Source organism: Streptococcus sp. Marseille-P7376, from assembly GCF_902460385.1.
Lineage (GTDB): Bacteria > Bacillota > Bacilli > Lactobacillales > Streptococcaceae > Streptococcus > Streptococcus sinensis.
The window spans coordinates 103,278-118,726 of record NZ_CABPTS010000003.1; the positions used below are offsets into that span (position 1 = coordinate 103,278).

General features: G+C 40.9%; 25 protein-coding genes. All 25 read left to right on the plus strand.

Translation table 11 applies throughout. The annotated features are described in order from the left end of the window. Positions 1-7 precede the first annotated feature (7 nt). The 25 genes from FZ952_RS03160 (at position 8) to FZ952_RS03275 (ending at position 15,448) form a co-directional block, all read left to right on the plus strand. Complete coding sequence (locus FZ952_RS03160) at positions 8-286, plus strand: hypothetical protein (protein ID WP_148880567.1); 279 nt, start codon at positions 8-10, stop codon at positions 284-286. Further along, positions 279-530, plus strand: coding sequence for a hypothetical protein (locus FZ952_RS03165; protein WP_148880568.1), 252 nt, complete (start codon positions 279-281; stop codon positions 528-530). The genes FZ952_RS03160 and FZ952_RS03165 overlap by 8 nt, the downstream gene beginning before the upstream one ends. Then, complete coding sequence (gene dnaB / locus FZ952_RS03170) at positions 523-1,863, plus strand: replicative DNA helicase (protein ID WP_148880569.1); 1,341 nt, start codon at positions 523-525, stop codon at positions 1,861-1,863. Before FZ952_RS03165 ends, dnaB begins: the two co-directional genes overlap by 8 nt. Next, entirely contained in the window at positions 1,856-2,617 is a 762-nt protein-coding gene (locus FZ952_RS03175; RefSeq protein WP_148880570.1) for a conserved phage C-terminal domain-containing protein, read from the plus strand. The genes dnaB and FZ952_RS03175 overlap by 8 nt, the downstream gene beginning before the upstream one ends. Beyond that, entirely contained in the window at positions 2,617-3,438 is an 822-nt protein-coding gene (locus FZ952_RS03180) for an ATP-binding protein (RefSeq protein WP_148880571.1), read from the plus strand. The genes FZ952_RS03175 and FZ952_RS03180 overlap by 1 nt, the downstream gene beginning before the upstream one ends. Before the next feature lie 11 nt (positions 3,439-3,449). Then, positions 3,450-4,226: a DNA methyltransferase gene (locus FZ952_RS03185; RefSeq protein ID WP_187423861.1), complete on the plus strand. Its 777-nt coding sequence runs from the start codon at positions 3,450-3,452 to the stop codon at positions 4,224-4,226. Between the two features lies 1 nt (position 4,227). Then, on the plus strand, positions 4,228-4,536 hold the full coding sequence (locus FZ952_RS03190; protein ID WP_148880573.1) for a DUF1372 family protein: 309 nt from the start codon (positions 4,228-4,230) through the stop codon (positions 4,534-4,536). Beyond that, the gene (locus FZ952_RS03195) at positions 4,533-5,018 is read left to right on the plus strand and encodes a DUF1642 domain-containing protein (protein WP_148880574.1); all 486 of its coding nucleotides are present in this window, start codon (positions 4,533-4,535) and stop codon (positions 5,016-5,018) included. The genes FZ952_RS03190 and FZ952_RS03195 overlap by 4 nt, the downstream gene beginning before the upstream one ends. Continuing rightward, positions 5,015-5,242 carry a hypothetical protein gene (locus FZ952_RS03200; protein WP_148880575.1) on the plus strand — a complete coding sequence of 76 codons (228 nt, stop codon included), beginning with the start codon at positions 5,015-5,017 and terminating at the stop codon, positions 5,240-5,242. Before FZ952_RS03195 ends, FZ952_RS03200 begins: the two co-directional genes overlap by 4 nt. Further along, entirely contained in the window at positions 5,239-5,400 is a 162-nt protein-coding gene (locus FZ952_RS11555) for a hypothetical protein (protein WP_187423858.1), read from the plus strand. Before FZ952_RS03200 ends, FZ952_RS11555 begins: the two co-directional genes overlap by 4 nt. A 107-nt stretch (positions 5,401-5,507) precedes the next feature. Beyond that, a complete protein-coding gene (ssb, locus tag FZ952_RS03205; RefSeq protein ID WP_148880576.1) occupies positions 5,508-5,924 on the plus strand; it encodes a single-stranded DNA-binding protein in 417 nt (138 codons plus the stop codon). A gap of 15 nt (positions 5,925-5,939) precedes the next feature. After that, positions 5,940-6,323: a hypothetical protein gene (locus FZ952_RS03210; protein WP_148880577.1), complete on the plus strand. Its 384-nt coding sequence runs from the start codon at positions 5,940-5,942 to the stop codon at positions 6,321-6,323. Continuing rightward, positions 6,316-6,834, plus strand: coding sequence for a hypothetical protein (locus tag FZ952_RS03215; RefSeq protein ID WP_148880578.1), 519 nt, complete (start codon positions 6,316-6,318; stop codon positions 6,832-6,834). Before FZ952_RS03210 ends, FZ952_RS03215 begins: the two co-directional genes overlap by 8 nt. Continuing rightward, a complete protein-coding gene (locus tag FZ952_RS03220; protein WP_039677506.1) occupies positions 6,825-7,004 on the plus strand; it encodes a hypothetical protein in 180 nt (59 codons plus the stop codon). The genes FZ952_RS03215 and FZ952_RS03220 overlap by 10 nt, the downstream gene beginning before the upstream one ends. 105 nt (positions 7,005-7,109) lie before the next feature. Further along, positions 7,110-7,316 (plus strand): hypothetical protein, encoded by a 207-nt coding sequence (locus tag FZ952_RS03225; protein WP_148880579.1) that lies wholly within the window; start codon positions 7,110-7,112, stop codon positions 7,314-7,316. Between the two features lie 31 nt (positions 7,317-7,347). Further along, the gene (locus tag FZ952_RS03230) at positions 7,348-7,773 is read left to right on the plus strand and encodes an ArpU family phage packaging/lysis transcriptional regulator (protein WP_148880580.1); all 426 of its coding nucleotides are present in this window, start codon (positions 7,348-7,350) and stop codon (positions 7,771-7,773) included. A gap of 112 nt (positions 7,774-7,885) precedes the next feature. Continuing rightward, positions 7,886-8,467: a site-specific integrase gene (locus FZ952_RS03235; RefSeq protein ID WP_148880581.1), complete on the plus strand. Its 582-nt coding sequence runs from the start codon at positions 7,886-7,888 to the stop codon at positions 8,465-8,467. Between the two features lie 222 nt (positions 8,468-8,689). Beyond that, positions 8,690-9,028, plus strand: a complete 339-nt coding sequence (locus FZ952_RS03240) for an HNH endonuclease (protein ID WP_148880582.1) — start codon at positions 8,690-8,692, stop codon at positions 9,026-9,028. A 212-nt stretch (positions 9,029-9,240) separates the two neighbouring features. Then, positions 9,241-10,503 carry a hypothetical protein gene (locus FZ952_RS03245; protein WP_148880583.1) on the plus strand — a complete coding sequence of 421 codons (1,263 nt, stop codon included), beginning with the start codon at positions 9,241-9,243 and terminating at the stop codon, positions 10,501-10,503. Further along, entirely contained in the window at positions 10,493-11,887 is a 1,395-nt protein-coding gene (locus FZ952_RS03250; protein WP_262366322.1) for a hypothetical protein, read from the plus strand. The genes FZ952_RS03245 and FZ952_RS03250 overlap by 11 nt, the downstream gene beginning before the upstream one ends. Beyond that, positions 11,877-12,116, plus strand: a complete 240-nt coding sequence (locus FZ952_RS03255) for a hypothetical protein (RefSeq protein ID WP_148880584.1) — start codon at positions 11,877-11,879, stop codon at positions 12,114-12,116. Before FZ952_RS03250 ends, FZ952_RS03255 begins: the two co-directional genes overlap by 11 nt. A gap of 148 nt (positions 12,117-12,264) precedes the next feature. After that, a complete protein-coding gene (locus FZ952_RS03260; protein ID WP_070480017.1) occupies positions 12,265-12,516 on the plus strand; it encodes a DUF6275 family protein in 252 nt (83 codons plus the stop codon). Positions 12,517-12,580: 64 nt separating this feature from the next. After that, a complete protein-coding gene (locus tag FZ952_RS03265) occupies positions 12,581-13,993 on the plus strand; it encodes a terminase (RefSeq protein ID WP_148880585.1) in 1,413 nt (470 codons plus the stop codon). An 81-nt stretch (positions 13,994-14,074) separates the two neighbouring features. Further along, the gene (locus FZ952_RS03270; RefSeq protein ID WP_148880586.1) at positions 14,075-14,536 is read left to right on the plus strand and encodes a DUF4355 domain-containing protein; all 462 of its coding nucleotides are present in this window, start codon (positions 14,075-14,077) and stop codon (positions 14,534-14,536) included. Positions 14,537-14,548: 12 nt separating this feature from the next. Beyond that, on the plus strand, positions 14,549-15,448 hold the full coding sequence (locus FZ952_RS03275) for a phage major capsid protein (RefSeq protein ID WP_148880587.1): 900 nt from the start codon (positions 14,549-14,551) through the stop codon (positions 15,446-15,448). Position 15,449: the final 1 nt, after the last annotated feature.

Genomic DNA, 15,449 nt, shown 5'->3' on the forward strand with positions numbered 1-15,449 from the left:
GTGAAATATGGCATTAAAAAAAGAGTTAGAAAATCTAGAATTTAAAAACAGAGCGATGAGAGACACAATCGCTAATCTTCAATTGGGATTGTTTACAATCTTTTGTGTCTTTATGCTCCTGGTTACAATTTTAATCAAGACAAATATTGAGCGAGAGCATCATCTGAAAGATTTGCAATCCCAGATAAATGATAGCCGCGACAGCATCCGGAGAAATATCATTCGAATCGTCCATCTAGAGCAAGAGGATAGGGTACTAAGGGAGAAGGTGCAGTGGAATGAATGAATTACTAGGCTCGATATTTATGTTAAGCATTTTCTTTTGGACCGGAGTACTAGTTTGCTACATTGATAGCCGAAAAGCTGAAAAGAAACGGAAGGCGGAAGAGCTGCTTAATATGCAAGCTATGTACGTGCTATGGGCTAAAGAGCAGGCACTCTGTGAGGCTGCTGAACAGATAGCTGAAGCCAGAAAGAAGCAGCCTGCTGGGCTACGGGATTGGGGTGATTTGAGTGGATGCCATGGATGAAATCAAGGTTTTGCCTCATGATCTAGCATCTGAACAGGCGGTGCTTGGCTCAATCTTTATCAATCCTGACAAGATGATTGAGGTGACTGAGCATCTCAAGCCAGAGGATTTCTACAGACCAGCTCACAAGATACTCTTTAAGGCTATGATGAGTCTTGCTGATCGTGGAGAGGCTATCGATATAGTCACGGTCAAGTCAATGCTGGAAGCTAATCATGAGCTAAATCTGGTGGGGAATGTCAGCTATTTAGTTGAGATTATCAATGCTGTACCAACTAGCGCTAATGCGGAGTATTATGCAAAAATTGTAGCTAAAAAAGCACAGTTACGGTCTATCATCGGTAACTTGTCTGATTCTATCGGCAATGCTTACGATGAGGACATGGACATTGATGAGATTATCGCTAAGACTGAGCAGTCACTGCTCAAAGTGAGCCAGTCTAGCAACAAGGGCAGCTTTAGGGCTATCCATGACGTGCTTTTGGAAAATCATACAAAGATTGAAGAGCGGTCAAATAGCAGCAGTGAAATCACTGGGATTGAGACAGGATTTTCCGACTTTGACAAGCTGACGACTGGTTTGCATGAGGACAATCTCATCATTTTAGCAGCACGGCCAGCGATGGGTAAGACGGCATTTGCTCTCAACATTGCTCAAAATGTGGCAACTAAATCAGGAAAGCCAGTGGCTATATTTTCTCTGGAAATGGGAGATGAGAGTCTGGTTGAGCGGATGTTATCGGCAGAAGGGGCAATCCCAAATCATCATATCAGGACGGGCTTTTTGTCCACAGACGAATGGGAACGGCTGGTCTATGCTCAGAGCAGACTGGCTGAAGCACCGATTTTCATTGATGATTCGGCTGGTATCAGGATTTCAGACATTCGAGCGAGAGCGAGGAGACTAGCTCAGGAAACGAGTGGTTTAGGTCTGATTGTGATTGACTACTTGCAGCTGATCACAGGACGAAAGACTGACAATCGGCAACAGGAAGTCTCCGAGATTTCCCAGCAGTTGAAGATTATTGCTAAAGAGTTGAAAGTGCCAGTGATTGCTCTGTCACAGCTTAGCCGAAGCGTCGAGCAACGACAGGATAAGAGGCCTATCATGTCCGATTTGAGGGATTCTGGGAGCATTGAGCAGGATGCTGACATTGTCGCTTTTCTCTATCGAGATGCGTACTATCAAGACAATGCTGATGACCAAGAAGAAAGCAATCTGACGGAGCTGATTGTTAAGAAAAATCGGCACGGCAGTCTAGGGACGGTGAAATTGTATTTTCACAAGGAATACACAAAATTTTCAAGTGTGGAGGAGGTAAAGAATGGCTGAGACTTATTTTAAAAATGAGGTTGAGAAATATCAGTATTTCCAACTGCCTAAATGGCTTTTCAAAGAGCCGTACAAGCAGCTATCTAACAATGCTAAGATCATGTACGCTCTGCTCTACAATCGCTTGAATCTGTCGCTAGAATCTGAATGGCATGACCGAAATGGGCAAGTATTTATCTACTTTACGACTAGTCAATTTTGTGAGGAGCTGGGTTGTTCGGAGAAGACGGTCACGAAGATTAAAAAAGAGCTTGTGACTGCTGGTCTCTTGAAAGAGGAGCGACAGGGATTAACTAAACCAAATCGGCTCTATATTCTCGGTCCGACCGTTATCAAGGCAGAATCTCCTGACCCGCAAAAATTACCGTCCAGAACCGTAGAAAATACGGCTCAGGAAGCGCAGAAAGTACAAACAATAAAGACTGATATTATAAAGACTGATATAGATAATAATAAATTGTCGATTTTCAAGGAAATTCTGGACTATCTTAATGAAAAGACTGGTAAGAATTTTAAAGCTACGACTAAAGCACATCGGAAGTTTATCACAGCTCGATTGAACGAGGGCTACAAACTGGAAGATTTTAAGTACGTAGTAGATGTGATGTATGCTAAATGGAAATTTACAAAATATGAGCAGTATCTGCAACCACAAACGCTTTTCGGCAATAAGATGGACAATTATTTAAACCAGTCTATGCCTCGAAAGGGTCAGTTGTTTCAATCAGCAGTTGACGAAAGGTTAGGTTTTTGATGGATTATTTTAAAAATTTTGAAGCGAGGCAGGTCTTAGATGAGACTTGCGAAGTACATGGTTGCCAGCTCTGGCTAACCAAAATCCCAATCAAAGGACGGCTTGAAGAAATCAAGCAGTGTCCTGAGTGCACCAAGGCTGCGATTAGCCTTTTTGAAAAAAAGCTAAATGAAACATCTGAGGTTCAAAGCAAGCTAGCTGATACTTATGCTGTTTTTGAGAGAGACAGCATAATCTCAGACAAACTACGAGATAAGACTTTGCGAAATTATGAAATCACTAGCGATATTGATCAGGAAGCCGTGAATTTCGTAAAGAGGTTGGAACGTAGTTATGCGAAAGGTGAGACTGGCAATGCGATCATCACTGGCCCGTCTGGCGTAGGGAAGAGCCATTTGACTTACGGCTTGGCTGCTTATCTCAATGAGCAGTTTAAGTCTTATGATGAGCCCAAAAGCGTGCTTTTCGTGTCGGTGGTGAAGCTCTTTAGCTTAATCAAAGAGAGTTTCAAGATCGACAATGGCTACTCTGAGTCTAAGATGATAAAGCTGCTGACAGATGTTGACTTTCTATTTCTTGACGATCTAGGAAAAGAGAGTCGCAAGGCTGACGCTCGTAGCAATGAGTGGGTGCATAGGGTTCTCTACGAGATTTTGGATAATCGTAGTAACACGATCATTAACACTAACTTGTCCAGCGAAGAAATCAAGGCCTTGTATGCGGATGATTTTGGGAATGGTGCTCTATCAAGTCGTATCTTTGAGGGAGCAACAGGTAGGTGCTTTGTTTATCCTAGCAGGATGAAGGATAGGAGGTATTGATTATCAGAGAGATGGTAGTTTGGGCTCTTTTTGATAGTGGAAATGGTTCGTATCTTAAAGGTGTGAAAACATTGAATCGTTCAGGGGGGGCGAACATTGACATCTATCCGATCGGGAAAGATGTAGAAAACAAGAACAATCACTTTATCAATTTGGATTTGGCAGACTATGGCCGTTTATTTGGTGACAATACGCTCTTTGGTGAATTAGACAAATTGCCAAAACCTGACTTGATTATTGCTAGTCCACCATGCGAGTCCTGGTCAAATGCTTCTGCCATGGAAAATGGGAATGCGTGTTGGAAACGCAATGATGTTTCTGATAGCTTATTCGCTCCACAAGTAAGACCTTCACCCTTCACAATTAGGGGAAATCAGGATTACGAGTCAGCCTATATAAATTATCAGTATGACAGGCAGTTTCTTAAAAGGATCAATGGGGAGCTAACAGCTTTCAACACAATAGAAATCATAAAAAGATATAGTCCACAATTTTGGGTTATTGAGAATCCAGCAGCTGACAGACTGTGGCCCTACATTGAGGATATTATTGGATTCAAAATTCCATACAAAAACCTAGCTAGATACAATAATTATGACTACCCTTTACAAAAACGGACAATTTTCGGAAGCAATATTGAACTTAATTTAAAAAATAAAATTATCAAGCAGGATATTGAGTGGAAGAATTTCTCGAAATCATACAATGAGAGGTCTAATATACCTAAAAAACTTGTGATCGAGATTTTTGAGAAAGTGTATAAAGAATTTTTAAAGAAGAGGATTTGACATGAGAGAACACAGTATTTACATTTTCAGCATTGTCGTTTTGATAGCGATTTTGCTAGCGGCAATCATCAGAATCAACAAACTTAATGAGCGAGTCGAACAACTTGAATCTAGAAAGCTTATCACAATACATAGGGCGGATAATGCTGGTGCAGAAATGCACGGCAGAATCACAGGAAAAGAGGTTATCGACGGTCGCTATACTGTGACCGCTGGACCTTACGGCAAGTTTCTTGTGACTGAGGAACAGTATGAAGCTTTGGAAGTAGGGGATGAAATCCCTGATTATTTGAGAGCAACAGGAAGATGAATAAGCAGGAATTGATAAAAAGAATTGAACAGTTGTTTGCATTTGGTTCAAGAGACTACACCGAAAGAAACGAAGTCTTAAATCTAGTGAAACAACTAGACGAACCCGAAAAAGTCAAAATCCCGCAGTTTGTGGCGGAGATTATTGAGTATTACAAAGGGCAGAACGCTACGTTATATGATGCGCTCAGAGAGAAGAACTTTAATAAACAATACAGTGAGTGGTTGCTGAATGAACAGAATGCTTACGACAAAGTCGCTCGCGCTTGGCTTGATGGATATGAGGTTGAGCGAGGAAAGCGCTATGAAGTTAGATTAAAGAACATAGATGATTACTTGGTGAAAACAAGCAATAACGAATATCATTTTTATCATAACCTTTTCACACAGAGCAGAAACCACACCCGCAAAGAGCTGGAAGAAGCTGGTTTCGGCTGGATTTTCTCTTGCGCGGGTGTGGAAGTCAAGGAGGTGGATGAATGAGTACATTTGAAATTTTCTTGTCTAACAACGACCTTGAACACATTGCAAATGGGTATGATGTAAAAATAAAAATCAACGATAAAAGATTTTTAAAAGCAGATGAAATCATTTTGAGGCCTGCTGTGAGAAACGACCTCATGAGTCCATTGTTAAATTACAGACATAAATTAATTGACACAGAGGTACAAAATATTGCTAATAATTTCAGAGGAGGTGCAAGATGATTCCGAAATTTAGAGCGTGGCTAAAAAACGACAATGAAATGATTGATGTTCACGAGATTCATTTTGATAATGGTCAGTTGGATTTTATCGGTGATGCTATTACATTTATGCGCACGGTAGACGAAATCGAACTCATGCGATCAACATGTCTGTTATAAAAAACTTGAAGAATTAACAGCAGATAAATTCATGGCCTTCAAAGAATCCGAATGGAAATCTTTTTGTAGCGAGTTTATAAGCAAGTTTAGAGTTTTGGAGGCATCAAATGATCAATAACGTTGTACTTGTGGGTCGTATGACCCGTGATGCTGAACTTCGCTATACACCGCAGAACCAAGCGGTCGCAACCTTTACTCTAGCTGTCAATCGTAACTTTAAAAATCAAAGTGGCGAGCGAGAAGCAGACTTTATCAATGTTGTCATCTGGCGTCAGCAGGCAGAAAATCTTGCAAATTGGGCTAAAAAAGGCGCTCTGATTGGTATTACTGGCCGCATTCAGACTCGTAACTACGACAATCAGCAAGGCCAGCGTGTCTATGTCACAGAAGTCGTTGCAGACAACTTCCAGCTTCTGGAGAGTCGTAACAAATCTGCTAATCATAGCAGCATCGACGAGCAGATGCCACCAGATTTTGGCAATAATAATCCGATGGACATCTCAGATGATGATCTGCCGTTTTAAAGGAGAGAAAGAAGAATGAACGAAGAACTTTTTAATGAATTACAAAAATTGTTGGCTTATTTTCCCGAGTCGTACATCAATAGAAATCTTGAAGTTATTCTCATTCCTAAAACTAACACGTATTTTAGTTTAAAAGGAGTTAGCTCAAGACGTGACATTATCACAAAACTATTTATGTGGTGTAGCAGAGATTTTGCAAAAACTAACCCGTTCAAATACCAAAAATTAAACCGTTTATTTCATTTGGAAAACTCGGAGTTGCTAGGAAAATATCTTGGAAAAAGGTTTGATCCAAGCCAAATTTACGATATCTATCAAAAATTAGGCAATGGAATTAATCCAGAGTTGACCTATAGATTTATTGATAGTGGTTTTGATATGGAGGTACTAGATGACTAAACTTATCGGCTTCGGCCGTTGCCTTGGTAAAACCACAATGGCAATATTAGAAAGCCATTCGACAGGCAATAGGATTTTAGTTGCCAATCACAGAATGGCAGAAAACACCTTTGGAATGGCGCAGAAATTAGGTTATACGATACCTTATCCAATATGTGTTAACGATTTGGTTCGTACTCCTCATGCGTACTCAAGAGAAGAGCACCTCATCATCGATAATGTTGAGATGGTGTTGCAGGAGATGATTTACAATCCAGTTGATACGATTACCTTTGATAATCGCTCTATCGACCCTGAAGATCGCTATGCAGAGGAAATAACGGAACTAAAAAAGGAGTTGGTAGCTTGTTATCGAGAAAAGGAAGAAGACCAAGCTACCATCGAAGCCCTGAAGGACAAATGCGTGGACCTCATGCTAGAAAATGCAGATTATGTCTGGGATGAAATGGCTCGCTCTGCTATGGCTAAGAGAGCAAACACGAGGAGATGGAGATCAAGAGGATGTATCTAAAATATAAACACATGCAGATTGTGAAACATGCTTTGCAGTATTATGTTCAGCGTGAAGGTGCGGATGAACACGACTTGATGGTTGAGCGAAATCTTCTGGACAAGGTCAAATCTGAGATTGAAGATTTTAAGGAAAATGTGATGAAAAATCCATGTAGAGGTGGGAAATGATATTGTTTGAAATTATCAAAATTTTAGGAGCTATGATTATCATAGCGAGCTTGATGGTTCTATTATTGGCTATTTTAGTTAGTGGATGGAGGGTAATTTTCAAAAATGAACAAAAGAATCAAAAAGAAGAAAGCTAAACAGGCCTTACAACGTGAGCAAGAAAGGTTAGCTCAAGAAGCAGCTGAGCTAAGTCCTGAAGAACTTGAAGATCTTGTGAGAACCATTAGGGAAGGATTCAAGAATTTAGCTAGAACACTTGCTTCTATTTTCGATGGTCTAGCAACGTTTTTCAAAAGTTTTGATGAGCCTTGAAAGATGAAAATATATAGAAATGAGGTGAGAGATGCCTTTTTTCCCAGAAATCAATGAAGCAAAAACGAAAGAAAATGCCAAGAAAATTTTGAAAGGCTATCCTCGCTGGCGTCGTGTGGCCAATGACAAAAATAGTCAAAAGGTGACGACTACATACTCTTTCATGCCTCGAAATCCTGGAAGTGACACGACTAGTCAGGTTGAGAAGCTGGCTATCAGAAAAGTAGACGCAGAGATGGAGCTGGATGCGATTGAGCAGGCAGTCAGCGAGCTACACGATCCTTACTATCGCAGGATCATATATGAGAAGTACTTAGTCTGGCATCGAAAGAAAGATGAGACAATATACAACGAGCTTGCAATCTCAGAGAGCTCGTATTACGAAATTCTTGACAAAGCTCTATTAGCATTTGCCGAACTCTATCGGAACGGTGAGCAAGTCGCTATTCTGGAGTAAAAACGGAGTAAATCAAGAGTAAATACCAATTTCAATGTGCTAAAATGGTACTATCGAATAATAGACGAAGGCAGGCACACCCTGCCTTTTCTTGTGGTTTGGAGGTGATGTCGTGAAAAAAGTTGATCCAATTCGAGAAGTCGATGATATCGAACGCATGAAAGATTATCTACGTTCTAAAAGCGAGCGTAACTATATACTGATCATGTGTGGCTTGTATTCTGGATTGCGAATTAGTGACATCATCCCGCTACAAGTCAAGCATGTGGTTAGTGACCACATTGATATTTATGAGAAAAAGACAAGAAAAAGAAAAAGATTTCCTATAAATGACCAGCTAAGAAAGGCACTGGATGAGTATATCAGAGAAAATGATTTAAAAAGCTACGATTTCCTTTTCCCAAGTCGAAAGAAAAAACGGTCAAAATCTGGCAGCATGCCAGGCGCAAGAATCCATCACATAAGTAGAGAAGCTGCTTACTTGATATTCAAAGATGCTGCTTTGCATATCGGTCTTAACAAAATCGGAACGCATTCAATGCGTAAGACTTTTGGGTACCATTTCTATAAACAAGAAGGAAATCTAGTCATGCTGATGAAAATATTTAATCATTCCACGCAGAGACAAACGCTCGATTATATTGGCTACGAGCAGGATGAGATAGATGATGTGATGCTTAAATTTAAGTATTAAATCATCTTATATTTAACATATTGAGAATTTGGAAATTCAGTTTTTAAAAAACAATGCTGAATCCTTGAAGAATCTGACTCTAGGGATATTTGATTGAATTTAACAGAATATAAGATATGTTAAATACGGGAGGGGTTCAAGTACAGAAAATACCCCCTCCCCAAAACAACCGGAGAGGTCTTGAAAACCTCCCTCCCAATCATAAAAAAAGGAAGGCCCAAGATGAACCTCCCCCGACCTGATAGAAACGGCCCCCACCGTGTTGCGTTTGAAAAAAACAAGAACATCATACTTAAAACCAGAAATACTTGTGGGATTTGTGGGCTACCCGTTGATAAATCCTTGAAGTACCCGCATCCGCTAAGTCCGGTCATTGACCACATCATCCCAATCAACAGAAATGGGCATCCATCAGATATCAATAATCTACAGCTGGCTCACTGGCAATGCAATAGGCAGAAGTCTGATAAGCTGTATGCAGATGATAGGTCAGCCAACGCGACTGTGGTTGGCAATAGAAACCTGCCACAGTCGATGGACTGGACCAAGTACAGAGGCTAAAGGGTTGCATTTTTAAAAAAACAACAATGATGATTAAACTAAGGTTAACGGTGTTCTACGATACTGTTCAAAATAAAAAATAATGTTCAAAGCGCGAAAAGGTCTATCTGGCAGATAGGGGGGTAGTACCCTCCCCCAAGGCTCAGCGGGGCTTCACGCCGTCACTGTACATTTTTTCTCGCGCCAAAACTTAGAAATAGAAGGAGGATGATTTGGAATTAAGAGGAATTGATTATCTGAGGAGGAAACTTGAATCTTGCAGATCAAGGGTCAATCTGAGGTACAAGCATTATGCTATGCAGAATTACGATGCGCCAATAGGAATCACCATTCCTCTGAATGTTCGAGCGCAGTACAGGGCGACTTTGGGGTGGACTGCTAAAGGTGTGGATAGTCTTGCTGATCGTCTGGTTTTTCGGGAATTTGTCAATGACATCTTTGATGCTACGAAAATTTTTGATAGAAACAATCCGGATATCTTTTTTGATAGTGCTATTCTTGCTGCGCTGATTGGTTCGTGTTGCTTCATCTATATTTCAAAAGGCGAAGATGATGAGGTGCGGTTGCAGGTGATCGAGGCTAGCAATGCGACTGGGGTGATTGATCCTATCACTGGATTGCTTGTGGAAGGTTATGCGGTGCTGGCTCGGGATGATTATGGTCAGGCAACTTTAGAAGCTTACTTTGAGCCAAATGCAACGCATTTCATTCCGAAGGATGGTGATCCCTACTCAATCAGCAATCCGACGAATATTCCCCTGTTGGTTCCTGTGATCCATCGTCCTGATGCGGTAAGACCGTTTGGTCGTAGTCGTATCACGAGAGCTGGCATGTATTATCAGAAATATGCTAAGCGTACTTTAGAGCGGGCGGATATTACGGCAGAGTTTTACTCATGGCCGCAAAAGTATATTCTGGGGCTAGATCCTGATGCAGAGCCATTGGAAAAATGGCAAGCGACAGTATCAAGCCTATTGACGATTTCTGCTAGTGACAATGGGGAAAAGCCAAACGTTGGCCAGTTTAGCACTGCTAGCATGTCGCCTTTTACGGAGCAACTGAGGACGGCTGCTGCTGGCTTTGCTGGTGAAATGGGCTTGACTTTGGATGATTTAGGCTTTGTGTCTGACAATCCATCATCTGTAGAAGCTATCAAGGCGAGTCATGAGAATTTGCGCTTGGCTGGTCGGAAGGCTCAGCGGTCTCTAGGAGCAGGTTTCCTGAATGTGGCTTATGTGGCTACTTGTTTGCAAGATGATTTCCAGTATGCTCGTAGTCAATTTGTGAAAACGAAAGTGAAGTGGGAGCCGTTATTTGAAGCGGATGCAAACATGCTGACGATGATTGGGGATGGTGCTATCAAGCTCAATCAGGCTGTGCCTGGATATGTGGATGGTGAAACTATCCGAGACTTGACAGGTATCAAGGGTGCTGAGAATCCTGCCCCGATTGAGAAAGAGGTAAATGATGGTTAAGGATATCGTGCCGGACTTATTGACGAAAATTCAGACGGAATTTGAGGAGGCAAGGCTTGATAGTGAAGTGCTGAAGTCTCTCTTGTCAAAATTACAAACTAAGTCAGCTGGTTATCTGGATGCGAATGAGTATGCCATCGAATTAGGGGAGATTCTTTCTAAAGCTCTGAGAGGATCTGTAAGTTCCTCTAATCTGCCAGACGGTAAAATGTATTACAATATCGCTAAAAGGCTGCTGACGGAGACGCTAGGGCGGAATTTCGAGCTAATAAGTGGCTATGCTCAGCAAGTTCAGAAGAATTTGAATGATGAAGCAAAAATCGGTCTGAAAGTGCAAGTCCCTGAATTGAATCAGGATCGAATCGCTGGCATTGTGAATCGCTTTTCGTCTGAGGAAAATTTTGAAGATGTCAGTTGGTTGCTTGGTGAACCTATTGTGAACTTCACTCAGTCCATTATTGATGATAGCATTCGTAAGAATGCGGAGTTTCATCACAAGGCAGGATTGCAACCTGAGATTGTCAGAAAATCGTATTTTCATTGTTGTGAGTGGTGCCAAGAAGTTCAAGGAAACTATAAATATCCAAGAGTTCCCAAGGATGTTTATAGGAGACATCAGCATTGCCGTTGTACCGTAGACTATGATCCAAAAAGCGGGAAAGTTAAGGATGTTTGGAATAAAATTTGGCGAAAAAAAGATGAAAGTGATAAGATAGAGACAAGGAAGAATATAAATAAAAATTCTCGAATGAGCGAAGTGAGAAAGCTCGCACTTCAGGCTGGAATTTCTTCGAATCCTATTAAAAAGAGCCGGATAAGATTGACTGAAGAACAAATTATAAAAGCTGTTGCTGGTGGAGATATGACGAGAGGGTCGTGTTCGTCAGCTGCATTTGCCTACATAGGAAATAGGGCAGGATATACTGTTTTAGACTTCAGAGGTGGTAAAAGCTGTGACTTCTTTTCCAGAGATAGCAGGATTAAAATGATTGGAAGTCTTCCAGGAGTTAAAATGCATGTAGTCAAAAACACAAACGACTTTAATGCAGTGAGGGAATTGCTGGAAAAAGTAGAAAGTGGAAATGAATATTACTTAGCAGCAGGCAGGCATGCAGCTATCATAAGGAAAAATGAAGGCCGCTTTGAGTACTTAGAACTCCAATCAAGGACATTAAATGGTTTTAAACCGTTCAATGGTATGGTTCTTAAGGAAAGGTTCAAAGGTCAAAAGTCTCACAGTGTAGCTGGGAGAAAATATGATGTGAATAGCTATCTTATTGATGTGAACTCATTGAAAGAAAACCCTGAATTTCACAAGATATTGAGTTTTATCAATACAGCAGATTCTCAACAAATGAAAGGGGCCGAGGGTCATGAAAGATGAATATGAAGAAGTGAATTGGTCCGAATATTGCTACAAAGAAAATGATGGTGATAAAACTTGGTGGGTTGATACAGCATGGTTTGCTAGAGGCTTGATGCTGATCTCATTCGATAAGAAAAAGTTTTATAACCTTTTTGAAGATTATCCCCATAATATGACCTCGGAAGAGGTTGAGATTTTTGATAAAGAAAATCCATTTTGGGCTAATTTTTTCTCAGACCGAAAGTAAGAATTTTGAAGCACTCGTAAGGGTGCTTTTCTTTTTGAAAAATTGAAAGGAGGTTCTGTGTGAGGTATTTATAATTCTATTGCTATAAATCAATATAAACCGTTTGGCTTTCCATACGGTTTTCTTTATGTTCAGAAAGGAATAAAAAATGTTAAAAAAAGCAAAACAATTGGCATCGCAAGAATTTTCACGCTTAGCAGGTCGTGAAATCAAAGAAGAAGACTGCTTTGTAGTTTGGTTTAGCAAAACTTTGCAAAATTGGAAGGCTCTTGTTAGTACTAATCAAATCAAGTCTGGTGAAAAATGTGGCGATTATGCAGAAATAACGCACAACGGAGACAAGAAAGAGACTTACGTAGATGTATACACTAAAGTTTCAAACCGAGCTATTAAAGATTAGGAGGTGATCCGAATATCTCCCAGCGACAGGGTTATCATGCGATGACGATTGAAAGGAATGTGGAATGGCGAGGAAGAAACTTGGCAATCAGAATCCTACTCAATCGGTGATTTTAAAATACGTCAAGAAAAATTCAAAAGCTAAAGAAGCGATTGAACATTACGAACGGACAGGTCTTTCTTGCTATGCTTGGCAGAAGAATCTTTTGCTACCTATGATGGCTGTTGACAAGAACGGTCTTTGGGTGCACCAAAAGTTTGGCTACTCTATCCCTCGTCGTAATGGTAAAACTGAACTCCTATATATTGGTGAAATTTGGGGGCTACATGAAGGATTAAATATCCTACATACGTCTCACCGGATTTCTACCTCTCATGCCTCTTTTGAAAAGGTCAAGAGGTACCTTGAAAAGATGGGGTATGTGGATGGAGAAGATTTTAATTCTATTCGGGCGAAGGGGCAGGAGCGGATTGAACTTTATTCAACAGGTGGTGTTATCCAATTTCGTACTAGAACATCAAATGGTGGTCTTGGTGAAGGTTTTGATATGCTGATCATTGACGAGGCTCAAGAGTACACGACTGAACAGGAATCTGCTTTGAAATACACGGTTACGGATAGTGCAAATCCTATCACAATCATGTGTGGAACGCCTCCGACACCTGTATCGAGCGGAACAGTCTTTACTAAGTACCGTGAGACTTGTCTTTTCGGGAAAGGGAAGTATTCTGGCTGGGCTGAGTGGTCGGTTTCTGACGAAAAGGAAATTGACGATGTAGACGCATGGTACAACTCCAATCCATCTATGGGCTACCACTTAAACGAGCGGAAGATTGAGGCAGAGCTTGGTGAGGATAAGTTAGACCATAATATCCAACGTTTGGGGTTTTGGCCGACTTACAACCAAAAATCTGCTATTTCTGAAACGGAGTGGAATGAGCTTAAGGTGGATGATGTCCCAGAATTGTCTGGCAAGCTATCTGTTGGTATTAAGTACGGTCAAGATGGAACGAACGTGGCATTGAGTATTGCTGCAAGGACCAAGGATGGCCGTTTCTTTGTTGAGACAGTCGACTGTCAATCTGTTCGTAATGGTAATGAGTGGATGGTTGCTTTTCTGAGACAAGCTGATGTAGCTCAGATTGTCATAGATGGCGCAAGTGGTCAAAAGATCCTGGACGAAGAGTTGAAGGACTACAGAATCAAGAATGTGATTCTGCCGACAGTGAAGGAAATCATCGTGGCCAATGCTCTTTGGGAACAGGGTATCTACCAGAAAACCATCTGTCACGCTGGCCAGCCATCGCTATCAAAAGTAGCTACTAACTGCAACAAGCGGAATATTGGCTCAAATGGGGGCTTTGGCTATCGATCGCACTTTGACGATATGGATATTTCTTTGATGGACAGCGCTTTGCTTGCGCACTGGGCTTGTGCTACGACTAAGCCTAAGAAAAAGCAAAAAATCAGTTATTAAAATAAGCGGTCTTGTGACTGCTTTTTTTGATGCCAAAAAATTACCGAACTGCCGGGAAAGCAGGAGAAAGGAGACATGAGAATGTCAGAATTTAAACCAATCACTACACAAGAAGAATTTGATGCTGCTATTAAGGAGCGTTTATCTCGTGAGAAAGCGAAGTATAGCGACTATGATCAGCTCAAATCTCGGGTTACAGAATTGGAAACAGAAAATGTTGGCTTGAAGTCAACAATCGAAGCTAACAATCAAAGCAAGGCAGATGCTGACAAGCAACTTGAAGACATGCAGAAGCAAATCGCTGGTTATGAGACGGCTAGTCTGCGAACTCGGATTGCTTTGCAACATGGACTGCCTTACGACCTTGCAGATCGTTTGCAGGGGACTGACGAAGCAAGCTTCAAAGCAGATGCAGAGCGCTTGGCTGGGTTTATGAAAAGTGCTCAACCAGTTGCTCCTATTAGGAATACGGAGCCTGCTCTAGAAAAGAATGAAAATACATCTTATAAAAACCTAGTACAAGGTTTAGTTTTTGAAGAATAAAGGAGAAATCATATGGCAGATCAACTATCAAAAGGAACATTATTTGACCCAATGCTTGTGACAGACCTCATCAACAAAGTTAAGGGTCACAGCTCACTAGCGAAATTGTCTAATCAACAAGTTATCCCGTTTAATGGATTACGGGAATTTACATTCTCATTGGATTCTGATGTCGACATTGTTGCTGAAAATGGGAAAAAAACCCATGGTGGTGTCAGCTTAGAACCAGTCACTATTGTGCCAATTAAAATTGAGTATGGTGCTCGTGTATCTGATGAATTTATCTACGCATCAGAAGAAGCTAAAATTGACACGTTAAAATCATTTAACGAAGGCTTTGCCGTTAAGGTAGCTCGTGGTGTTGATTTGATGTCATTTCATGGAGTCAATCCACGTACGAAACAAGAGTCTGCGGTTATCGGAGATAACTGTTTTGATAAAGCCGTTACTCAAACTGTTACTTTTACAGCCAATGATCCAGATGCAAATGTTGAAGATGCTGTGAAAATGATTCAAGGAGCAGATAATATCGTGAGCGGTATGGCTATTGATACTACATTTTCAAGCGCACTTGCCAGCATGAAAAATGCAGCAAATGAACGGCTTTATCCTGAATTGGCATGGGGAGCAAATCCAGGTGCTATTAACGGTCTACCTGTAGATGTAAATACAACAGTTGGTCTTAATGTTGGAACCAACAAGGATGTTGCTATTGTTGGTGACTTTGCAAACATGGTTAAATGGGGCTATGCGAAACAAATTCCACTCGAAGTTATTCGATATGGTGATCCAGACAATTCTGGGAAAGACTTGAAAGGTTATAACCAAATTTACCTTCGTGCCGAAATTTATCTTGGATGGGGAATTTTGGATCCTAAAAGCTTTGCTCGTATCGTGAAAACTGGAGGTTAAT

Excerpts from the sequence above, each read along its gene's own strand:
- FZ952_RS03160 (WP_148880567.1), top strand. The coding sequence starts at position 8 with ATGGCATTAAAAAAAGAGTTAGAAAATCTAGAATTTAAAAACAGAGCG.
- FZ952_RS03165 (WP_148880568.1), top strand. The coding sequence starts at position 279 with ATGAATGAATTACTAGGCTCGATATTTATGTTAAGCATTTTCTTTTGG.
- dnaB (WP_148880569.1), top strand. The coding sequence starts at position 523 with ATGGATGAAATCAAGGTTTTGCCTCATGATCTAGCATCTGAACAGGCG.
- FZ952_RS03175 (WP_148880570.1), top strand. The coding sequence starts at position 1,856 with ATGGCTGAGACTTATTTTAAAAATGAGGTTGAGAAATATCAGTATTTC.
- FZ952_RS03180 (WP_148880571.1), top strand. The coding sequence starts at position 2,617 with ATGGATTATTTTAAAAATTTTGAAGCGAGGCAGGTCTTAGATGAGACT.
- FZ952_RS03185 (WP_187423861.1), top strand. The coding sequence starts at position 3,450 with ATGGTAGTTTGGGCTCTTTTTGATAGTGGAAATGGTTCGTATCTTAAA.
- FZ952_RS03190 (WP_148880573.1), top strand. The coding sequence starts at position 4,228 with ATGAGAGAACACAGTATTTACATTTTCAGCATTGTCGTTTTGATAGCG.
- FZ952_RS03195 (WP_148880574.1), top strand. The coding sequence starts at position 4,533 with ATGAATAAGCAGGAATTGATAAAAAGAATTGAACAGTTGTTTGCATTT.
- FZ952_RS03200 (WP_148880575.1), top strand. The coding sequence starts at position 5,015 with ATGAGTACATTTGAAATTTTCTTGTCTAACAACGACCTTGAACACATT.
- FZ952_RS11555 (WP_187423858.1), top strand. The coding sequence starts at position 5,239 with ATGATTCCGAAATTTAGAGCGTGGCTAAAAAACGACAATGAAATGATT.
- ssb (WP_148880576.1), top strand. The coding sequence starts at position 5,508 with ATGATCAATAACGTTGTACTTGTGGGTCGTATGACCCGTGATGCTGAA.
- FZ952_RS03210 (WP_148880577.1), top strand. The coding sequence starts at position 5,940 with ATGAACGAAGAACTTTTTAATGAATTACAAAAATTGTTGGCTTATTTT.
- FZ952_RS03215 (WP_148880578.1), top strand. The coding sequence starts at position 6,316 with ATGACTAAACTTATCGGCTTCGGCCGTTGCCTTGGTAAAACCACAATG.
- FZ952_RS03220 (WP_039677506.1), top strand. The coding sequence starts at position 6,825 with ATGTATCTAAAATATAAACACATGCAGATTGTGAAACATGCTTTGCAG.
- FZ952_RS03225 (WP_148880579.1), top strand. The coding sequence starts at position 7,110 with ATGAACAAAAGAATCAAAAAGAAGAAAGCTAAACAGGCCTTACAACGT.
- FZ952_RS03230 (WP_148880580.1), top strand. The coding sequence starts at position 7,348 with ATGCCTTTTTTCCCAGAAATCAATGAAGCAAAAACGAAAGAAAATGCC.
- FZ952_RS03240 (WP_148880582.1), top strand. The coding sequence starts at position 8,690 with ATGAACCTCCCCCGACCTGATAGAAACGGCCCCCACCGTGTTGCGTTT.
- FZ952_RS03250 (WP_262366322.1), top strand. The coding sequence starts at position 10,493 with ATGATGGTTAAGGATATCGTGCCGGACTTATTGACGAAAATTCAGACG.
- FZ952_RS03255 (WP_148880584.1), top strand. The coding sequence starts at position 11,877 with ATGAAAGATGAATATGAAGAAGTGAATTGGTCCGAATATTGCTACAAA.
- FZ952_RS03260 (WP_070480017.1), top strand. The coding sequence starts at position 12,265 with ATGTTAAAAAAAGCAAAACAATTGGCATCGCAAGAATTTTCACGCTTA.
- FZ952_RS03265 (WP_148880585.1), top strand. The coding sequence starts at position 12,581 with ATGGCGAGGAAGAAACTTGGCAATCAGAATCCTACTCAATCGGTGATT.
- FZ952_RS03270 (WP_148880586.1), top strand. The coding sequence starts at position 14,075 with ATGTCAGAATTTAAACCAATCACTACACAAGAAGAATTTGATGCTGCT.
- FZ952_RS03275 (WP_148880587.1), top strand. The coding sequence starts at position 14,549 with ATGGCAGATCAACTATCAAAAGGAACATTATTTGACCCAATGCTTGTG.